The 16,590-nt window shown below is 48.0% G+C and carries 14 protein-coding genes; 3 read left to right on the top strand and 11 right to left on the bottom strand.

What is annotated here, in order from left to right; translation table 11 throughout:
* Window positions 1-6 precede the first annotated feature (6 nt).
* Window positions 7-1,383, bottom strand: coding sequence for a DNA repair protein RadA (gene radA / locus G7083_RS08830; RefSeq protein ID WP_166015024.1), 1,377 nt, complete (start codon window positions 1,381-1,383; stop codon window positions 7-9).
* A gap of 128 nt (window positions 1,384-1,511) precedes the next feature.
* On the opposite strand from radA, the gene G7083_RS08825 reads away from it, so the two are divergent.
* Window positions 1,512-3,854 (top strand): PilZ domain-containing protein, encoded by a 2,343-nt coding sequence (locus tag G7083_RS08825; RefSeq protein WP_166014439.1) that lies wholly within the window; start codon window positions 1,512-1,514, stop codon window positions 3,852-3,854.
* Window positions 3,855-3,943: 89 nt separating this feature from the next.
* Here G7083_RS08825 and serB read toward each other — a convergent pair whose 3' ends face one another.
* Window positions 3,944-4,936, bottom strand: a complete 993-nt coding sequence (gene serB / locus G7083_RS08820; RefSeq protein WP_166014438.1) for a phosphoserine phosphatase — start codon at window positions 4,934-4,936, stop codon at window positions 3,944-3,946.
* A gap of 102 nt (window positions 4,937-5,038) precedes the next feature.
* On the opposite strand from serB, the gene G7083_RS08815 reads away from it, so the two are divergent.
* Entirely contained in the window at window positions 5,039-5,662 is a 624-nt protein-coding gene (locus G7083_RS08815; protein WP_166014437.1) for a YtjB family periplasmic protein, read from the top strand.
* A gap of 110 nt (window positions 5,663-5,772) precedes the next feature.
* On the opposite strand, the gene deoD is transcribed toward G7083_RS08815, so the two are convergent.
* The 8 genes from deoD to G7083_RS08775 form a co-directional block, all read right to left on the bottom strand.
* Window positions 5,773-6,498, bottom strand: a complete 726-nt coding sequence (deoD, locus tag G7083_RS08810; RefSeq protein ID WP_166014436.1) for a purine-nucleoside phosphorylase — start codon at window positions 6,496-6,498, stop codon at window positions 5,773-5,775.
* An 80-nt stretch (window positions 6,499-6,578) separates the two neighbouring features.
* Window positions 6,579-7,799, bottom strand: coding sequence for a phosphopentomutase (locus tag G7083_RS08805; RefSeq protein WP_166014435.1), 1,221 nt, complete (start codon window positions 7,797-7,799; stop codon window positions 6,579-6,581).
* A gap of 19 nt (window positions 7,800-7,818) precedes the next feature.
* Window positions 7,819-9,165 carry a thymidine phosphorylase gene (gene deoA, locus G7083_RS08800; protein WP_166014434.1) on the bottom strand — a complete coding sequence of 449 codons (1,347 nt, stop codon included), beginning with the start codon at window positions 9,163-9,165 and terminating at the stop codon, window positions 7,819-7,821.
* 87 nt (window positions 9,166-9,252) lie between these two features.
* The gene (deoC, locus tag G7083_RS08795; protein ID WP_166014433.1) at window positions 9,253-10,032 is read right to left on the bottom strand and encodes a deoxyribose-phosphate aldolase; all 780 of its coding nucleotides are present in this window, start codon (window positions 10,030-10,032) and stop codon (window positions 9,253-9,255) included.
* Window positions 10,033-10,457: 425 nt separating this feature from the next.
* Window positions 10,458-11,714, bottom strand: a complete 1,257-nt coding sequence (locus G7083_RS08790; RefSeq protein WP_166014432.1) for a NupC/NupG family nucleoside CNT transporter — start codon at window positions 11,712-11,714, stop codon at window positions 10,458-10,460.
* 204 nt (window positions 11,715-11,918) lie between these two features.
* Window positions 11,919-12,698 (bottom strand): TatD family hydrolase, encoded by a 780-nt coding sequence (locus G7083_RS08785; RefSeq protein ID WP_240911897.1) that lies wholly within the window; start codon window positions 12,696-12,698, stop codon window positions 11,919-11,921.
* Window positions 12,699-12,705: 7 nt separating this feature from the next.
* Complete coding sequence (gene yaaA / locus G7083_RS08780; protein WP_166014430.1) at window positions 12,706-13,479, bottom strand: peroxide stress protein YaaA; 774 nt, start codon at window positions 13,477-13,479, stop codon at window positions 12,706-12,708.
* Window positions 13,480-13,671: 192 nt separating this feature from the next.
* Entirely contained in the window at window positions 13,672-15,102 is a 1,431-nt protein-coding gene (locus G7083_RS08775; protein WP_166014429.1) for a sodium:alanine symporter family protein, read from the bottom strand.
* Window positions 15,103-15,791: 689 nt separating this feature from the next.
* Here G7083_RS08775 and G7083_RS08770 point away from each other — a divergent pair.
* Entirely contained in the window at window positions 15,792-15,971 is a 180-nt protein-coding gene (locus tag G7083_RS08770) for a DUF3545 family protein (RefSeq protein WP_166014428.1), read from the top strand.
* 34 nt (window positions 15,972-16,005) lie between these two features.
* Here G7083_RS08770 and G7083_RS08765 read toward each other — a convergent pair whose 3' ends face one another.
* Window positions 16,006-16,554, bottom strand: coding sequence for a hemerythrin domain-containing protein (locus G7083_RS08765; RefSeq protein ID WP_166014427.1), 549 nt, complete (start codon window positions 16,552-16,554; stop codon window positions 16,006-16,008).
* Between the last annotated feature and the right edge of the window lie 36 nt (window positions 16,555-16,590).

The following is a 16,590-nucleotide window of genomic DNA, read 5'->3' as shown; positions in this document are numbered from 1 at the left end:
TTAGGATTACAACTCATCAAAAGCCGCAATCGCATCCGCGAGTTTCTTAACGCCATGAATTTGCATTCCCGCTACACCACCTTTGGGCAAATTGGCAATCGGCACAATCGCTTTCTTAAAACCGTGTTTAAAGGCTTCATTAAGCCGCTCTTGGCCACTGGGAACCGGCCGAATTTCACCAGCCAAGCCCACTTCCCCAAAAATCACCACATCTTTAGGCAAAGGTCGATCGCGAAAACTGGAGAGCAGCGCCATCAACAGCGCTAAATCGGCACTGGTTTCGGTGACTTTAACCCCACCGACTACATTGACAAACACATCTTGGTCCGCCATCTGCAAACCACCGTGTTTATGCAGCACTGCCAACAATAAAGACAAGCGGTTTTGCTCTAAACCGACCGCCACACGTCTTGGATTGGCCAACTGTGAGTAATCGACCAAGGCTTGAATTTCCACTAACAGCGGGCGAGTACCTTCCCAAACCACCATCACCGAACTACCGGAGGTGGCTTCCTCTCCGCGAGATAGGAAAATCGCCGAAGGGTTACTCACTTCGCGCATCCCTTGTCCGGTCATAGCAAACACCCCCAGCTCATTCACCGCCCCAAAGCGGTTTTTATGGCTACGCAGGGTACGAAAGCGGCTATCGGTATCACCATCCAGTAAAATCGAGCAATCAATAATGTGCTCCAACACTTTAGGCCCAGCTAGCGTGCCGTCTTTGGTTACATGACCAACAATAAATACCGCCACATTATTCTGTTTGGCATAGCGAGTGAGTGCCGTGGCCGATTCACGCACCTGCGCCACACTCCCCGGCGAGGATTGCACATCCGCCATATGCATAACTTGAATGGAATCGATCACCATAATGCGCGGTTTTTCTTGCTCTGCGATTTGGCAGATGCGATCCACATTAGTTTCTGAGAGCATTTTTAGATGCTGTTTCGGTAAGCCAAGCCGCGCTGCACGTAGCGCCACCTGTTGCAGTGACTCTTCACCAGTGACATATAGGGTGGGCATCTGTTCAGAAAGCAAACACATGGTTTGCAGCAGTAATGTCGATTTACCTGCACCAGGACTGCCGCCAATCAAAATCGCCGCCCCAGGCACAACACCGCCACCGAGCACGCGATCCAGCTCTTTAAAACCACTGCTAAAGCGAGGCACCTCTTGCAAATCAATATCCGCCAAGGTTTGTACTTTGGCTTCAAGAGCGCCGGCATAACCCGCGAGTCGTTCATTCCGCACAACCTGTGGTGAAGCGGCAAGACGCACTTCCGAGATCGAATTCCATGTACCACAGGCGTTACACTGCCCTTGCCAACGCGGGAAATCCGCACCACATTCGTTACATACATAGGCGCGTTTTGCTTTCACTATTCATCCTCGAACTTGCACTCACTGATCAAGCGTAATACTTTAACAAAAAGGCATCGCAACCACATATCGCTAAAGAAATGTCACAGACCGCCGATGCATCACAATAGAAGACACTTTAACAGAAAAGTATGCAGCAAATCGAAATTCTCTCTCTCGCGGAAAGGCTCATCTCGGTTTACCACTCTGGTGAACTCGATAAGCTTTTAACTCATATGACCGATGGACAACCACCATCCACCAAGTTATTGGTGAAAATGGAGCTGAACCGCCTAATGGCTCCTTGCAGCAAAAGCATTGATTTACGCGGTAAGGTTCAAGGTGAGTGTCGGGAGTATGCGTTCGATAATCGCCAGCATTGGCTCGATGATGTCGCGTTCAACGCCTACCATAAAAATATGAAGAAATTTGGCGGCTATACCGAGGGAGTATGGGAAGCGGTTAATAACACGCGCAATAATTTTCGAGTCATGAAGCAGCAAGGCAAATTGGCACCGAAAAATGACCAGCCGAAAGATACCAGCTTTGAGGTTGAACCGCTCAAACTCGGCTACGACCTCAAGCGTCAAGAAAATCGCTTAAAGATCGCTACCCAAATTGAGATTCGATTACTAAACGAACAGTTGATCCATGGCTTAAGTGTCGATCTCTCGCCTTCCGGAGCCAAATTAAAAGTCCCTGCCGCCTTTGACTACAGGCTTGGAGAAATTATTCAAATCTACTTTGCTGAACTGCATAGCGCCTCGATGGTGACTGGGCTGCAACAAGGTCTTGAATATCGCATTCTTGGTATTGATGAAGCCCATGACAGTGATGCGGTTAAATTTTTACGCGTACTAAAACTCAATAATAGCGATGTGATAGAACAAGTGATTGAGGAGGCGATTCAAACCAATACTCAAAAAGCACGCCATGACAATCAAGATAAAATCATCCGCGCACGTACTCGCGGTTATGAGCATATGTACCTCAAGCACACCAGTAACTTGCCGCTGTTTTTTAGTCACAACGAGCTCAAACTGGCACTACTGACCGAAAATAATCGGCCGATTTGGCAATATTGGCATGACGAACGGAATCAACAGGCACTCGGCTCGTTATTCAAACCAGAACGCATGGCGTACTTAGCCGCTCCAGGCGTGCGTGGCAGCAATAATGTGCTCTATGCGTTTAAACATGAGCATCAACATAAAACGCTGTTTTTTTCGATGCTGATGCCTGAGGCCAGCCAAGAACAACGTAAGCTGTTTTGGCATATCGGAGCCAAGCGCGACAGTTGGCGAGCGTTTCGCTTATTTGTATTTGAGTTATCCGATCAAGAAAGACAAGCCTTAGCACAACATTCCAGTGAGCTTGCCAATCACTCTAGCGCCTTGACCCACTGTGGCGTGTTGCAAGAAATTGGTAATAGTGAGACTGGCCATGATTATCTGCTGGCCGACAAACCGAATCTGGCCACTAGTGCGCTCAATGATTTTCGCCATCCTCGCCAAGTGATGGGTAATCCGATGGGCATCTACTTTGACGCTCGTTCGCGGCGTAAAGAGCCGCGTTATCGCTTTCGAACCCCAGTGCAAGTGAATAACGGCACACACAGTGTCACAGGGGCGACCGTCGATCTCTCCAAACGGGGCTTAAGCCTGCAATTAGATGCGCCCTTAGCGGTTAAAGCCAATGATCAAGTTTGGGTCGATTATCTTGAGCTCAAGCTGTATGACAAGACTCTGCCACTGGGCAATACCCCTTACCAAGTGGTGCGCATCGATCCGACTGGGCGTAGCTTACAGTTAGTGATTGAAGAGAGTGTTCAAACGATAAAAACCATCGCCTTTTTCAATAGCATCATTGAATACAACCAAGACAAACTATTGAAAAAAGAGGAAATACTGCCTAGCAATCCACTGCTCGAAAGCCTGCATAACATCCTGCTAGACAAGATGGTAAGCACTCCATTTTTTGTCGAAAAAGTAGCTAACAACCTTAAGCCGAAAGTGATTGGGGTCAATTATCCATTACCAGCTTATCTCAACCTACTCGCTCAATTAGGCAGTGAGCAGCGAATTACCTTGCAACCGATTTTTAAAGGCCACACTAATTCACTACTCGCAAGCCCGATGAAACGGATTGAAGGTGCTGAGCCTCAATACCGCGAAATCTACTTGAGCGTAGTGAAATATGGCACCCAAATTCAATCCATCGAATCACGCTTACTCAGTGATTTTAATGATACCGGCGAGCGGATCCGCTTCATTCGCCAAGGGCAGACAATGGGTGAACTCTATGTACTCAGGATCAGTGGCGTTCCGGTCTTTGCCCCCATCACCAATTTGCTGCTCAGCGATTTGAACGAACTGGCCACGATTAGCCTAGCGCATGCTAAACAGCTCGAAAAAGAGATGTTGGCACAAGTGGGCTATGGCGAAATTGTCGATATTACCGAGGAAGTGTTGATCCGCCTTGAGCTAACCGGCTAGCTAACGCCCGCCACTTCTATCAAGCATGGAATAACAAAACCCGCCAAGCGATCGCAATCAACCGTTTGGCGGGTTTGGCCGGAATTGGGTTACAGGTGAGTTTTTGGCTTGGCTTGCCAACTTAGCTTTTGCTGAGCAATTAATCCGGCAGAAATAATGCACAGCACACCGCCTAATCCGGCAAAACGCACCGCGGTTTGTGCTTGTGCTTCAACTTTCGGTTTTGCATGAAATGCCACCCCCAGTCCTGCCGCAGCCATCATCAGCAAATCGTTAGCACCATCGCCAACCGCAACCGTATTATGCATTTCGATATCGTATTGCAGCGCCAGAGCGCGCAGAATATCCGCTTTAGTTTGCGCCCCCACCACCTCACCCAACACTTGACCCGTCAGTTTACCATCGATAATTTCCAGTTGATTGGACTTGGCATAATCGAGTGACAACTCCGCTTTTAGATGATCAGAAAAATAGGTGAAGCCCCCTGAAGCAATCGCGACTTTCCAGCCTAGCGCATGCAGCGTAGCCACCAGCTCTGGCAACTCTGGCATCAATGGCAGCATTGCGCGCACTTGGCTTAAAATCGATTCTGGCGCACCTTTAAGTTTACTCACGCGCAAACGCAAACTTTGCTCAAAATCGAGCTCACCTTGCATCGCGCGTTCGGTCACTTGCGCCACTTCTTCCCCCACCCCCGCGAGTTTGGCAATTTCATCAATGCATTCAATTTGGATCGCGGTCGAATCCATATCCAATACCATCAAACCGGGTTTGCTCAAATCTGGGACATCTTGGATCCGCGCATAATCCAACTCCAGAGCTTGCAAAATGGTTTCATGCTCAGGCGTCAGTTCTCCAGCCATTAAAGCCACCTGATAACCACCCACTTGCCACAAGGCTAAAATGGCGTCAGAACGCTCGGTAAAGAAACCCATATCGGCAAACTGAGTGGGAGTGAGGTAATGGCCATAGACAATCCAACTGGCGCGATGTTTCGCTAACGGATTCACTCCACGCGTGGCAGGGAAACGCTTGAGCAGCGAAGGGTGTTTTTTGATGGGTAACATTGTTAAAGCATCCATGTCGACTTTCCTTATTCGGTACAGCCAGACGTTACCCTATTGCAATTTAAAAACGCAAGTCTCAAACTGAGCGCAGTTGGTTTTTTGCAGGTGTTTTTCCGCATGGATGGTTCACTTTTTTCATTTCGCCTAGTGGCGCGTATTACCACAATGCTCGCGATTGCAGTGATGTTTGTGATCACGATTCAGAATAGCGTGGTGATCAGTAAAGGTAATGAGCGCATTCAAGCCAACCAACTGGAAACCCTGACTAAAGTGTTGATCACCCAAGCGGCACTTTCGGCCAGCAGCATGATTGTCGATCAAGATCAAGAGCGTCTGTTAGCACTTACTAACCAATTAGCTACCGAACGGCTAGTGTTTGATGCCTCAATTTATGACTCAGAAGGTGTGTTATTTGCTGCCAGTGATGCTGCGTTAAGTGTGCGTGAGGTGCTCGGTTTAGATACCCCACTGCATACGGCGAGCATTGGTCGCCAACAGTTGGTCGAGCCGGTGATCCACGATGGTAGTGTGATTGGTTTTGTGCGGATCAGTTTTGAAACTGGTAAAGTGACGGCGATTTCTGACCATCACTATCGTAAAAGTGATCACAATATGTATTGGATGCTATTGATGAGTTTTGTCAGCGGAGTTTTGCTCACCTTACTGCTGCGCCGTAAAGCCAAAAATCCAACCGGTGAAAATCTATTGCTCCAGCAAACAGAACCCTCATTGGATGAATAACATGCCACTTTAGTACCCTCTTCAAATGATCACCGCCAAGCGAGCGTGATCATAAAAAACCTCAGTTGGCACTGAGGTTTTTTATCGTTCAGGCTAAATCAGAGCAGTGATTAATAACCCGCTTGATCGCCAATCAACACTGAATCCAGCGCGATTTCAATCATTTCATTAAAGGTATTTTGACGCTCTTGAGAAGTGGTTTGCTCACCGGTTTTAATGTGATCAGACACGGTGCAAATAGTCAGAGCTTTCGCGCCATATTCTGCCGCCACACCGTAAATCCCCGCAGCTTCCATTTCTACGCCGACGATGCCGTATTTATCCATCACATCAAACATCGATGGATCTGGCGTATAGAATAATTCAGCCGAGAATAGATTACCGACTTTAACCTCAATCCCACGGGCTTTGGCGGCTTCTTCCGCGGCCTTAACCATCTTGTAGTCAGCAATCGCAGCAAAATCATGATCTTTAAAGCGAATGCGGTTTACTTTAGAGTCAGTACACGCGCCCATGCCGATCACCACATCACGTAGTTTGATCCCTTCATTCACCGCACCACAACTGCCGACGCGAATGATCTTCTTCACGCCAAAGTCTTTGATCAATTCAGTCACATAGATTGAGCATGATGGGATACCCATCCCGTGTCCCATCACAGAGATCTTACGTCCTTGATAAGTACCGGTGTAACCGAACATATTACGCACGTCACACACTTGAACCACATCATCAAGGAATTTTTCTGCAATGTATTTGGCGCGCAGTGGATCACCCGGCATTAATACTACGTCAGCGAAATCGCCCATTTGCGCATTAATATGTGGAGTTGCCATGTTTTCGTTCCTTTGGTTTGTTGGCTATCAGCCATCATTAACAAAACCCAACGGCTAAGTTTAGCCCTTGAATATGCGTGTTAGAAAAGTTTTTTACCGTAATCCATTGGCGAAATGCCAAAGTAACTGGCGAGCGTCTGCCCAATGTCAGCAAAGGTGTCACGTCGGCCTAACGACCCCGGCGCAACTTGCTTGCCATACACCAATACCGGAATATGTTCACGAGTATGGTCGGTTCCCGGCCATGTTGGGTCGCAGCCATGATCGGCGGTGAGGATTAAAATGTCCTGTTCCTGCATCAGCGCCAACACTTGCGGCAGACGCTGATCAAAATACTCCAATGCCGCAGCATAACCCGCCACGTCACGGCGGTGACCATAAGCAGAATCGAAATCAACGAAGTTGGTGAACACGATAGTGTTATCACCCGCTTGTGTGATCTGCTCCAAAGTCGCATCAAATAAGGCTGAAATACCCGTCGCTTTGACTTTATCGGTGATGCCGCTGTTCGCGTAAATATCGGCAATTTTACCGATCGACACCACGCGACCCTGCTTTTCTTCGACCAGCTTTTGCAATACGGTCGCTGCGGGTGGTTCAAGTGATAGATCGCGTCGATTACCAGTGCGGGCAAATTGTCCCTTACCCGCGCCGATAAATGGACGCGCAATCACACGACCAATGTTGTAATCCGCCAGCTCTTCACGGGCGATTTGGCATAGTTCGAGCAGACGCGATAAACCGAACGTCTCTTCATGACAGGCGATTTGGAATACTGAATCGGCAGAGGTGTAGAAAATCGGCTGACCAGTGCGCATGTGCTCTTCGCCCAACTCATCCAGTACTTGTGTACCTGAGGCGTGACAGTTACCTAAAAAGCCATCCAGTCCTGCACGGGCTAAAATGCGATCGGTCAGCTCTGATGGGAAGCTATTTTGCTTATCGCTAAAATAGCCCCATTCAAACAGTACTGGCACACCAGCAATTTCCCAGTGACCGGATGGCGTATCTTTGCCGGAAGAGAGCTCCGCCGCATGAGCATAAGCACCTATGATATCGGCACGCTGATCCAGCCCAGCCGCAAAACGTCCCGTCGATTCTTTATGCGCCATCGCTAAACCGAGTTTAGACAAGTTTGGCAGCTGTAAGGCACCGGTACGCTCGGCGTTATCGGCCAACCCTTGCGCACAGTGATCGGCAATATGGCCTAGGGTATCAGCACCCACATCACCAAATGCGCTTGCATCTGCTGTCGCGCCAATCCCAAAGGAATCTAACACTAAAATAAAAGCTCTTTTCATTCTTCACTTCTCCCCGTGGCTACACGTCTTGCGCACGAATTTGACGGTAAACATCCGGTGTTGGCACATAATCACCGCCCACTTTAATCGCATTGTGTAGCGCGTTAGCCGCTTGTTGCCACTGCTGTTCATCGCGCGCATGGATGATGGCTAAAGGTTTATGAGGATCAGCGATTTCACCCAGACGGATAAATTGGTCAAAACCGACCGCGTAATCAATCTGATCACTCGCTACCCGACGACCGCCGCCCATTGCGACCACAGCCATACCAATCGCACGAGTATCCATCGCAGAAATAATACCGGACTGCTGCGCGTACACCGGACGCACAATCTCGGCTTTGGCTAGGTAGTTGTCGTAGTTCTCCACAAAATCGCTTGGGCCACCAAGGCCTGCCACCATCTTGCCAAAGCGCTCGGCCGCTTGACCGTTATCCAGCACCGCTTGCAACTTGTCTCGCGCTTGTGTGGTGTCTTTGGCTAATTTGCCAAGAATCAGCATTTCTGCACACGACTCCATGGTCACTTCCAGCAAGCGAGGGTTACGGTATTCACCCGTCAGGAAACGTACCGCTTCACGCACTTCAACCGCGTTACCCGCAGAAGAAGCCAGCACTTGGTTCATATCGGTTAAAATCGCGGTGGTGTGGGTACCAGCACCATTGGCGACCGCCACAATTGATTTGGCCAACTCTTCAGAGGCCGCATATGTGGGCATAAACGCGCCAGAGCCCACTTTGACATCCATGACTAATGAATCGAGCCCAGCAGCCAATTTCTTAGCAAGAATTGAAGCTGTGATCAGAGAGATGTTATCGACCGTGGCGGTAATATCACGTGTGGCATACACCCGTTTGTCCGCTGGCGCCAAATCACCGGTTTGACCGATGATCGCCACTCCAGCTTGTTTAGTGACGTGGCCAAACAGCTCATTACTTGGAGTGATGTTATAACCGGGGATCGCTTCCAATTTATCCAGCGTGCCGCCGGTATGACCCAAACCACGCCCAGAAATCATCGGTACATAGCCACCACAGGCTGCCACCATTGGGCCAAGCATCAATGAGGTCACATCCCCAACACCACCGGTTGAGTGTTTATCGACCACTGGGCCATCAAAGTGCATCGGCCGCCAGTCGATCACCATCCCGGAATCGCGCATCGCACAGGTCAGTGCAATCCGCTCTGGCATGGTCATTTCACGGAAAAAAATCGCCATCGCAAAGGCCGCAATTTGCCCTTCCGAAACGGTATTATTGGCGACACCTTGAATGAAAAATTGGATCTCCTCATTAGTGAGGATTTCACCATCACGTTTTCTGCGGATGATTTCTTGAGGTAAATATTTTGTTTGCGATGAATACATAGTCGCCTCCCAGTTCCAAATGAAACTGCGTAGTGTAAAGAGGTAAAGCAGCGCGAAGGCTCGCGCTGCCATCAGACACAGTGAATATTAGTAAGCGGCTGGATCGGCCTTTTGGTCTGTGACTTCTAATGTATTCAGAAGGTTGGTAAGTAGGCTGGAAGCACCAAAGCGGTAATGACGGCTATCGGCCCAATCGCTACCGAGAATCTCATCGGCCATCGCCAGATATTGCTGGGCATCTTGTGCAGTGCGTACCCCACCAGCCGGCTTAAAACCTACCGTTTTCGCAACACCCATATCGCGGATCACTTCCAACATCAGGCGAGCATATTCTGGTGTCGCATTGACAGGGACTTTACCGGTTGAGGTTTTGATAAAATCCGCACCCGCTTCAATACAAATTTGCGATGCTTGTTTGATCAGTGCGGCTTGTTGCAGCTCACCAGTTTCGATGATCACTTTCAGTAGCACCTGCTCGCCACAAGCCGCTTTGCACTGTTTCACCAGTTCAAAACCGACTTGTGGATTGCCAGACATAAGTGCACGGTAAGGGAATACCACATCCACCTCATCAGCGCCGTAAGCCACCGCCGCTTTGGTTTCAGCTACTGCAATCTCAATATCATCATTACCGTGTGGAAAGTTAGTCACTGTCGCGATACGGACCTCAGGAGTGCCTTGTTCACGCAGTGTCTTCTTAGCAATCGGAATGAAGCGAGGATAAATACAGATGGCGGCGGTATTGCCGACTGGACTTTTCGCGTCATGACACAGTTGGATCACTTTGGCATCGGTATCATCGTCATTCAGGGTCGTCAGATCCATCAGTTTAAGTGCACGTAGAGCTGCTACTTTCAATTCGCTCATTTCTCTCTATCTCCGATCAATATAGTCATCTATTTTACTGCTTAGTCGATTCTTAGTTCGCTAAACAGCCACAAATAAACGGACTTGGTTCCTTGAAGACTTGGTGCTCAAGCACCAATTGCAATCCTTGTCACCGCACAGTACCCGTTTGGGTCACCGGTTGTATCGCAATCACTACAGTATAGCGGTTTGCGACTAGACGGTAGTGATACGCGAGGAGCAAACGGTTTGCATCTCAAAAAAAATGGGCCAATATTTTACGCTAACCCATTGTTGAATAATGGTCTAAGTTCGAAAACTCACCAGTGATAGGTGAGATCACCATCGAGCTAGCCCACAAATAAAACACCCCGCAGCAATCACTTGCTACGGGGTGAATTTAAACGTGTCTATCGCATTGTTGCTCTAAACTCTGTCTCTAATGATTAGAAAGAGAGGAAGAAACCAGCGATAGTCGCCGCCATCAGGTTAGACAGCGTACCAGCAATAACCGCTTTAACACCCATACGTGCGATATCACCACGACGCTTAGGCGCCAGGCTACCCAGACCACCCAATAGGATTGCGATAGAAGACAGGTTAGCAAAACCACACAGAGCAAACGAAATGATCGCTTTGGTTTTCTCTGACAGCACCGCTGGTGCAGCATCAGTCAGATAAGGAGCAAACTGCGAGTAAGCAACAAATTCGTTAGCCACGGTTTTCAGACCGATAAACTCACCCGCTACAGTTGCTTCATTCCAAGGCACACCGATCAGGAACGCTAGTGGCGCAAACACCCAACCTAACAGCATTTCTAATCGCAGCTCAGGCATGCCGAACCAGCCACCCACGCCACCTAGCATACCGTTGATCAGAGCAATCAGACCAATGAAGGCAATCAGCATCGCACCCACGTTCAGCGCCAGTTGCAGACCAGCAGAAGCACCGCCTGCCGCAGCATCAATAACGTTAGCCGGTTTGTTATCGCCGCCATCCATAGCCACATCATCATTATCGAGTGGCTTTTCAGTTTCTGGCATGATCAGTTTTGCAAACAGCAAACCACCTGGTGCCGCCATGAATGACGCCGCAACCAAGTATTCGATCTTAACGCCCATTGAAGCGTAGCCCGCCAGTACACCACCAGCGATAGAAGCCAAACCACCACACATCACCGCAAACAGCTCAGACTGAGTCATTTTTGGTACAAATGGACGCACCACTAATGGTGCTTCGGTTTGACCAACGAAAATGTTCGCTGCTGCAGACATTGATTCTGCGCGTGAAGTACCGAGGGCTTTTTGCAAACCACCACCCAGAATGCGAATAACCCACTGCATCACACCCAAGTAGTACAAAACAGAGATCAGTGCAGAGAAGAAGATCAGCGTTGGCAATACGCGGAATGCGAAAATAAAGCCGCCGCCGCCAAACACTTCAAACATCTTGCCTGATACCAGTCCGCCAAACAGGAACGAAGTACCATCGTTACCGTAGTTAATGACGTTAGAGACGGCATCCGAGAAGCCACGTAGTAGCTCTTGGCCCCAAGGAACATACAAAATGAATGCACCCAGTGAAAATTGGATAGCGAAAGCGCCACCCACGGTTCTTAAATTGATAGCTTTACGGTTACTTGACAGAAGTACTGCGATTCCCAGCAGAACTGCCATGCCGATTAGGCTCATAAACAGGCTCATGGTTTATGACTTCCTTATTAGTTTAATGTTGGCGTGTGACAAAATGGAGCGATTAAGCGGGGGCAATTATACCCATGGGCACTGGGGGAAAGTAATGCCAGACTCACAGTTTTGGATAAGATTCATCACGCATTCACCAATTTCTGTGATGGGCGTCATGCTTCTTGTTAGAGTTACGCAAAATAACCACATGTTTTTGAGATTTTATTTACACAAACCAAACAGATTTTGACTGGTTTGCCACAGAATTGGCGCAATCGATTCCTCAGCCACGCCTTTTAACTTCGCCAGTGTGGCTAATACTAAACGTAATTGAGCAGGGTGATTCGCCTCTCCTTGCCAGCCATTGAGCGGCATATCTGGCGCATCGGTCTCCAACACTAAGTGCTGGGTAGGCAAAGCGGCGATCGCTTGGCGCGTTTTATTGGCTCGCGGATAAGTGATAGCCCCACCCACCCCAATTTTAAAACCTAAATCAATAAACTGCTGCGCTTGTTGCAAGCTGCCAGTAAAAGCATGTAGCACGCCGCCCTGTTGAAAACGCTGCTGTTTCAATAACTGCAACAATCGGTTATGCGTACGCCGGCTGTGTAAAATCACCGGTAACTTGCCGTGGGTGGCTATGGCTAATTGGGCGATCAACATCTGCTGTTGCAACTGAGCATCCACCTCTATCGCGTCATCCAAACCACACTCGCCTAGCGCCACGCAAGCGGCATCTGCATGGCTCAACGCGGTTTCTAATCCAGCTAAATGGGTAACCGAATCTCGATCTAAATAGAGCGGATGAAAACCTAAAGCATAATAAATGGTGGATGGGAAACGCTGGGCAAGCTCAGCTACCTGGTGCCAATTTTGCGGCCCAATCGCAGGCACCAGCAGATGTTTAACCCCTTGCTGAGCCGCACGTTGTAACGCGCTTTCTGGGGTGCTAGCGAAGGGCGAAAAATCAAAATGGCAATGAGTATCAAATAACGGCCACACCGTTGAATTAACCCTCTTCACGTTTAAAGACTAACTCAGTAGGGGTCGACTCTTCAGCAACAAAATAATAGCCAGCGCTATTAAAGGCCTGTAACTCCTCAATCGAATCAATTCGATGTTCAATGATGTAGCGTGCCATCATGCCGCGCGCTTTTTTAGCAAAGAAACTGATAATCTTATATTGCCCCAGCTTGGCATCTTTGAAGATCGGCGTGACAATTTGAGCGTTTAAACGCTGTGGATTAACCGCTTTGAAATATTCATTCGATGCCAAGTTGACCAATAACCGATCCCCTTGCGCGAGCAACGCCTGATTGAGCTGCTCAGTAATAATATCGCCCCAATACTGATATAAATTCGCCCCCCGTGAATTGGCTAATTTGGTGCCCATCTCTAACCGATAAGGCTGCATTAAATCAAATGGACGCAGTACGCCATATAAACCAGAAAGCATGCGCAGGTGTTGCTGAGCATAATCCAAATCGCTGGCCGATAAGGTTTGCGCGTCTAACCCGGTATACACATCGCCCTTGAAAGCAAAAATCGCCTGACGCGCGTTGTCTAAGCTAAAGGTTTCACTCCACTCAGCAAATCGTGCCACATTGAGTCCGGCGATTTTATCGCTCACGCTCATCAGAGCGGCAATCTCACTGGGTGATAAAGTGCGACAAATCTCAACTAAAGCGGCAGCATGGGAAACAAGCTCAGGCAGGGTAAACGTTGTGCTAGCAACCGGTGATGTGTAATCGAGGGTTTTCGCCGGTGAAACAACAATCAGCATAATAATTCCTATGATTCAATTGAACTTATGTTTGGCCGCTGGTCGCGGTGACGGTGCGCCTCGCCAGATCATTTCGGCAAGCATAAGCAGACTAAAATAGAGTACAAAAAAAGCCATGCACTGTCTGCATGGCTTTTTCAATTGCTCACATCGGAGATCTCGATGTTGATCTCTGGCTAGAATGTTTTCTTTCTACGATGCTTTTTGGTTATCCCAAATCCCATCTTCAAGTTGAGACTTCAGTTCTGGATAATCATTAGCGTCGAAGGTTGGTACTTTACCAGCATCCAATTGGCGATTGTAATCTTTAGCCAGCTTAATCACGATGCTAGAGAGCAGCAAAATCGCCACCAAGTTGACAATTGCCATCAGCCCCATCGACACATCGGCCATCGCCCATACGGTTGGCAGAGTGGCCAGCGATCCAAACATCACCATGCCTAAGAACACTAAACGAAACAGCACTAAGCCTTTTTTGTTGTTATGTTCTAGGAAAATCAAGTTAGTTTCTGCGTACGAGTAATTAGCAATGATGGAGGTAAACGCGAAAAAGAAGATCGCAAAAGCAATAAAAATGCTACCCCACTCACCGACTTGTGAGCTTAATGCGCGCTGAGTCAACTCAATCCCAGTCAATTCACCGTGCGGTACATATTCACCTGAGACCAAAATAATGGCCACGGTCGCAGTACAAATCACCACAGTATCAATAAAGACGCCCAACATCTGCACATAGCCCTGTGAAGCCGGGTGTGGTGGATAAGGCGTCGCTGAAGCCGCAGCATTAGGTGCAGAACCCATACCCGCTTCGTTAGAGAACAAACCACGCTTCACACCATTGATCATGGCTTGTGCAATCGCATAGCCAAGGCCGCCGGCTGCAGCCTCCTGTAACCCGAAAGCACTTTTGAAAATCAGGCTAATCGCACCAGGCACTTTATCGAAGTTAATCACGACCACAAACAGAGCAATCGCCAAGTAAGCAAATGCCATGAAAGGCACGATCAGCTCTGCGGTACGGGCAATTTTGCGAATACCACCGAAAATCACGAAGCCACTGAGTAGCACCAGCGCTAGCCCCACCGTGATAGGCTCAAGACCAAATGCGGTTTTCATCGCCCCCGTAATCGAGTTAGCTTGCACCGCGTTAAATACTAAACCAAACGCAATAATCAAGAAGATGGAGAACAGTACGCCCATCCAACGCATACCCAGCCCTTTTTCCATATAGTAAGCGGGGCCGCCGCGGTAATTGCCATCTTTATCACGGGTTTTATACAGCTGTGCCAACGTGCTTTCAGCAAAAGAGGTCGCCATCCCCAGCATGGCAATCAGCCACATCCAGAAAATCGCTCCAGGGCCACCGGCGGTTAAAGCGACAGCCACCCCGGCCATATTCCCAGTACCGACCCGAGCCGCTAAGCTGGTGCATAAGGCTTGGAAAGAAGAGATACCCGCATTATCGGCTTTACGGCTGTTTTTTAGCACGCTAAACGTATGGGTAAAATGACGAAATTGGATAAAACCCAATCGCAATGTGAAATAGATACCAACCCCAACTAGTAGGTACACCAAAATGGAACCCCATAGTAGGTCATTCATTAAATTAATTAAGTCTGTCACAGGAACCTCGTCTTGAGTGATGGGCTGCTTTTACTCCGATGAGTAAAAGTTTCTGTTACACGGATAGGCTATTAAAATTATCTTTTTGCCGTGCACTCGTAGTGCCATTGAGCAAATAAAGGCCCTCAACAGCACCCAGCCTGTTTTTTGACGAGCGGATAATGCAATCTCAACCCACAAAAATCAATATGAACATAATTTCGTTAAAATGTTATTTTTCACCTTAGAATCACGCTCTCATAACATAAACAAAACCATTTCAATAACAAGGTAAGTACAATACAGAAGCAAAATAATCACAACAATGTTTAGTTATTAATCATCATTTACTGGTTATACCAACGAAATCTCAGCCTCTGAGAATCAGAGTATTTCTGTTTGACCTATGTCTTAGAGTAAAACAAGTCTGTCTTTTGTGACCGTTTGCACAAAAACTCAGCCAAACTAATCGCCACAACTTAAAAAATAACATTTAAGCAACACAGCAAACGGCGCAATTTAATCGTTTGCGTTTATCTTTAGGTTACTATTTCATCAAAAAAGACACCGCAAAATGTGAATTTCTATTTAAAAACCAACCAAAGCTTAATTAAATCGAAACAAATGAGAAATAAATCATAGTTACGCTTCGCTAAGGTGTGCTATTTAGAAAGCACTCAGGGAATGATGACCATCTAGTGAGGCTATTTATGGACGAACTACGCTTTGATGAACTATTAGAACTCGAATTCTCCAAAATCCGTCACACCCGCACCAAACCTGTCAAACGGATGTGGCGAGAAATCGAAGCGATTCGAGATCGAAAACGGCTAGAAAAAGAGCTGTTAGAGATGGATGTGTGTCTCGAGCTACAAGACATCACCATTTAATTAACCACTCAACCGCGACTGACGATTGCTCCACTTAAATGGATTCGGATTCACTTGTGCGCACTCGGTGAGCCAAATGAGCATAACGCTCAGCAATCGTGTCACCAAATACAGGATCATCTAGGTTTTCCTGCCATTGAGCCTCGACACTTCGCCAATCATCACCACTGAAACTTTGGCGGATCAGCGGTAAAATCGACTGCTCCTCCAGCTCAAGATGCTGAGTCTGCTGATCGATAAAGGTTTGCAATAATTCCACCAGCACCGTCTGAGGAACCACGGCGTCATGTAGAATCATCACCGTGACTTCTAAAAACTGCTGGCTCATTTGCGCTAAAGCTTGATGCTGCTGTGCAAGATTGGCGACCTGCGGATCAGCATAGTGCGCCAGATAATAGCGGTACAAAATATCTTCTTTGGGATGATGTACTTGCTCACTATGACTGGCTAAATAGTCAATCATCTCTTTCAACAGGCGGTAGTTAATCGGCTGCTCATTTTTCACACGCGCTAATTTTTGGCCTAACATCGACAACAAACGCACCATGTAACGGTGCTCACGCTGGATCTGCTCCATCATCATCGGTTCAATCTCCCTATCATACTAGGCAACAGTGTA

This window comes from Vibrio sp. HDW18, assembly GCF_011306175.1.
In the GTDB taxonomy this organism is placed as follows: Bacteria; Pseudomonadota; Gammaproteobacteria; order Enterobacterales; family Vibrionaceae; genus Vibrio; species Vibrio chanodichtyis.
This window is presented reverse-complemented; position numbering and strand designations above follow the sequence as displayed.